The sequence below is a fragment of the Acidithiobacillus ferriphilus genome, from assembly GCF_018854775.1.
Taxonomy (GTDB): Bacteria; Pseudomonadota; Gammaproteobacteria; order Acidithiobacillales; family Acidithiobacillaceae; genus Acidithiobacillus; species Acidithiobacillus ferriphilus.
Genome location: NZ_JAAZTY010000176.1, coordinates 1 through 4,278, shown reverse-complemented (window position 1 = coordinate 4,278; position 4,278 = coordinate 1). Strand labels below are relative to the sequence as shown.

General features: G+C 59.9%; 4 protein-coding genes and 1 pseudogene. 1 reads left to right on the top strand and 4 read right to left on the bottom strand.

Annotated features, from left to right (window positions below; translation table 11 throughout):
* The coding region (locus HF921_RS11490) for a Do family serine endopeptidase (RefSeq protein WP_226834544.1) at positions 1-1,441 on the top strand (1,441 nt) is incomplete at its 5' end.
* A gap of 19 nt (positions 1,442-1,460) precedes the next feature.
* Here HF921_RS11490 and xerD read toward each other — a convergent pair.
* From xerD to HF921_RS11470, 4 genes and pseudogenes are all read right to left on the bottom strand, one after another.
* The gene (xerD, locus tag HF921_RS11485) at positions 1,461-2,375 is read right to left on the bottom strand and encodes a site-specific tyrosine recombinase XerD (protein WP_215860938.1); all 915 of its coding nucleotides are present in this window, start codon (positions 2,373-2,375) and stop codon (positions 1,461-1,463) included.
* A 49-nt stretch (positions 2,376-2,424) separates the two neighbouring features.
* Positions 2,425-3,657, bottom strand: a complete 1,233-nt coding sequence (locus tag HF921_RS11480) for a hypothetical protein (protein WP_215893847.1) — start codon at positions 3,655-3,657, stop codon at positions 2,425-2,427.
* Positions 3,658-3,681: 24 nt separating this feature from the next.
* Complete coding sequence (rplS, locus tag HF921_RS11475) at positions 3,682-4,026, bottom strand: 50S ribosomal protein L19 (RefSeq protein WP_064219946.1); 345 nt, start codon at positions 4,024-4,026, stop codon at positions 3,682-3,684.
* Between the two features lie 21 nt (positions 4,027-4,047).
* Positions 4,048-4,278, bottom strand: a pseudogene (locus HF921_RS11470) (tRNA (guanosine(37)-N1)-methyltransferase TrmD); the annotation flags it as partial.

The window sequence follows — 4,278 nt, the reverse complement described above, 5'->3', positions numbered from 1 at the left end:
TTTTGCACTGGGTGCAACGGAGTGGGCACAAGCCGATGCACCTACAGCACCAGCTTTGTCTATCTCGACGAACACAGCTCCTCAACAGGCGTTGGTCGCTCTGCCGGATTTTACCCCGATCATCGACCGTTACGGCCCAGCGGTAGTGAATATCAGCAGCACCACGAATAAGGTCATCCACCAGCAGGCCAACCCTTTTCCACCCAATTCGCCTTTTTATCAGTTTTTCCATCACTTCATGGCCCCCGGACAAAACGGTTCAGGTCCACAGCAGCATGAAAAAATCCAATCGCTCGGATCCGGTTTCATCATCAGCCCCGATGGCTATATCGTCACTGCTGGTCACGTCGTGCGCGGCGCCAACCATGTCGTCGTCACCCTCACCAATCACCACGCCTACCCGGCCAAGCTGATCGGTCTTTCAGTACGTTATGACACGGCGCTGCTCAAAATTGACGCCAAGAACCTGCCCACCGTGCCCATCGGCAACTCGGATGACATGAAGGTCGGCCAATGGCTACTCGCCGTCGGCGCGCCTTTCGGCTTTTACAACACCGTGACCCAAGGGGTGGTCAGTGCCATGAACCGCCCGCTGCCCGATGACGAATACATCCCCTTCATCCAGAGCGACGTGCCCATCAATCCCGGCAACTCGGGCGGACCGCTCTTCAACATGAAGGGCCAGGTGGTGGGCATCAATGATCAGATCTATACCAACAGCGGCGGCTACATGGGCTTGTCTTTCTCGATTCCCATCAATACCGTGATGCGGGTGGTGCAGGACTTCAAGGACCACAAGGCGATCCAGTTCGGCTATCTGGGCGTGGAAGTGCAGGATGTCACACCGCCCATGGCGCAAGCGCTGCATCTCAAGGAACCGGTGGGTGCACTCGTCGCCTCCGTCATGCCGGGCAGCCCGGCTGCCAAGGCGGGCATCAAGCCCGGTGACGTCATTGTCACCTATGACAACAAGCCGGTGTACAATGTCGGGCAATTGCCACCTATGGTTGGCAATACCCTGCCGGGCACGCGTGCCAGGGTCGGCATCCTCCACCGCGGTGCGGCGGAAACCAAAGATGTCCTGGTTACCGCCCTACCCAAAAACATGGCAGGGCCTTCCGGCAGCCAGGAAGCTTCCCAGCCTGCCCAAGTGGGCAAAGTCTCCCGTATGGGCATCCATGTCCAGTCTCTGACCCCCGACATCGAGAAGCGGCTGGACGTGCATCATGGTGTCGTGGTGGTCGGAGTCAGTGAAGGAGCGGCAGCGGAAGCCGGGATTATGCCGGGCATGATCATCCAGCAGATTGATCAGCAGGACGTCAACAACCCCACCCAGTTGGAGCACATTGTCGCCAGTCTGCCCGCGAATCAACCCATCCCGTTGCTGGTGCGGCAGGGCAAGGCGAGCATCTATGTGGTGGTGACTTTGCCTAAGAAGTAACGGCGCGACAATACGGGCATCACCCGCGCGGGTGATGCTTCTGATGTAATTCCTTCAAACGCGCCTGCGCCACATGGGTATAAATCTCCGTGGTGGAAAGATTCGCGTGGCCAAGCATCAACTGCACACTGCGCAGATCCGCGCCATGATTCAGCAGATGGGTGGCAAAGGCGTGGCGCAAACTATGCGGCGACACTATTTGAGTAATCCCGGCGGACTGGGCGTAATGCTCAATGTTTTGCCAGAAACGCTGCCGCGTCATGGCCGCCCCGCGTCTGGTCACGAAAATGGCGGCACTGATGCGTTCGCCCAATATCTGCGGACGACCACTTTGCAGATACTGCGCCATGCGTCCGGCGGCCACTTCCCCCATGGGCACCAGACGTTCCTTGCGACCCTTGCCAAAGACCACCACCAGACCGGCGCTGAGATCCACCTGGCGCATCTCCAGATTCACCAGCTCCGACACCCGCAAACCGCAGGCGTACATCAACTCCAGCATGGCTGCATCGCGCAATCCCAAAGGGCGTGCACAATCGGGGGCCAGCAACAGTGCCTCTATTTCTGTTTCACTGAGGACATGGGGTAACGCGCGACCAAGACGGGGACTTTGCAGATTGCGGCTGGGATCACAGGTCACCCAGCCCTCCCGCTCTGCATGACCATAGAAGCGGCGTATGCTGGAAAGCAGCCGGGCCACGGAGCGTAAGGCCGCCCCGGATTGTAACTTCTGCCCCAGCAAGCGCGTCAGCGCCCCTTCATCGGCAGTATCCAGACTCAAACCTTGCGCCGCGAACGCGACGGCCACCTGCAGGAGATCCTGCCGGTAGGCGGCGAGGGTATTTTCGCCGAGGTTTTTTTCCAGCCACAGCGCGTCGAGAAAGGCGTCGATCTGCTGGCGATCGGCCGGCAGGGCAGCAGATGCGGTACTCATTGACTGATCCATGGAGGACAAAGTAGCGGTGCTTCAGGACACACGCCATTCAATCCAGATACAGACGCGTCACTACCAGAGGGTGAATCCATGCCAATGGGCCTCCCGTCAAGGATCCGGCGCGCTGCGCAGTGCGCCACAAGGACCAGAAACCCGCTGGGCAACCTTGTGTCACACCACGTTCTGCCACCTGCAACCACCACTGCGGGCCGGCATCGGCGGCGGCGGCATACAATGCACTCTGCCAACTCCATGGCGCAGGTACTGGTTCCGTGGCTGCCCGTTCACGATAAGCGGCCAGCGTGCTGAAATCCGGCCAGTCTTCCTGGCGCTGCCATCCGGCAAAGCCAAAAGTAGTCGCTGCGGCGCTGAACAATACTTTCCGCGCCTGCCGCAAACTGCGGTGCGGTAAGGCCAGCAAAGTGCCGAGCCAGACATAGAGACGGATCAATGGCAGAGGGTCCGTGCCGCCACCACCCTCAATGATCATCAGGGTAACAGTCAGGAAAAGCTGGCGTATGGCGTCCAGGGGCTGGTCGCCGAGGGCGCGGATACGCCCCATGAAGGCGGGCAAATCGCGTTCTCGCAGGGCATGGAGCAGGGGCTTGTCCGTGGCCGGGTCGCGGCTGGCACGCCCTTCAGGAACTACCACCGCCACCCCGGCTGGCAGTTGCCAGTGACTCTGCAAAAGCGCCATCGCCCCCAGTGAGAAGGGCTGCGCGGGGAGATTGGCGGCGGCATCATGCCACTGTCCATAGAGAATGGTGCGCAGGCCTTCGGCATGATTGTCATCGGCTAGGCGCTGGGCCAGCCGGGTAAGGACGATTCGCCGGGCATTTTCGTCCTCCGCCATACTGAACAGCAACGGCGCCAACGTCTCCAGATCACCGTCTTCAATAGCCTTGGCGAAGGTGTCCGCCTCCATGTCCAAGGGCATGGGGTTGGCGGCCTCAGACCTCAGCGCTGCGGGCAGCACGGCTGCTGGTTTCACCAGCGATGCCTCCTGCACCTGTAAGGCAGTCGCCAACAGTGCAGGGGGCAAAGACTCCGCATCAGCGAGGAGCGCCAGGGTGTCCGCCACAATCTGCAGGGCCTGCGCATCTGCGGCGGCGGCCCACCAGTGCGGCAACAAACTCTGCTGCCAGGCAGCGCGCAAGACCAAGCGCTGAGCGGAATCGGCCCAGAGGATTTCCCGCTCAGCTACAGAAGCAGAACGCCAGTATTCGAGGATCTCCAGCGAACCCGGCGTCAGCACCCCCTCATCCAACCCGAACCCAGCCATGGCCAGGTGTCGCGTCAGACTGCATCAGCCCAACTTTTCCTTGATGCGTGCGGCCTTACCAGAAAGATCACGCAGGTAGTAGAGTTTGGCGCGGCGCACATCACCACGACGCTTCACTTCCACTTTGGTCACCAGCGGCGAATAAGAGGGAAACACGCGCTCCACCCCTTCACCGTTGGAGATTTTGCGGATCGTGAAAGCAGAGTGCAGGCCACGATTACGGCGTGCAATGCAAATGCCCTCAAAAATCTGGATACGCTCGCGGTCGCCTTCCTTCACCCTTACGTGAACGGCTACCGTATCGCCCGCACCAAAAGGCGGCAGTACCGACTTCATTTGTTCCTGATTAATTTCGTCAATGATGTTCATACCCAACTCCTTAGCCTAGTATTACTGCGTTTCGCCGTCCTGACGGCGATACTCTTCCAATAATTCTTTTTCACCCGCCTGCAAACCTCTTTGCTCCAGCAAATCCGGGCGCCGCTCGGCGGTACGGCCTAGCGACTGTTGCAAACGCCAGCGGCGGATACGCCCATGGTCTCCGGATAGCAGCACCTCCGGAACACTTGCCCCCGCCACCACTTCGGGCCGGGTATAATGCGGGCAGTCCAACAAACCAGA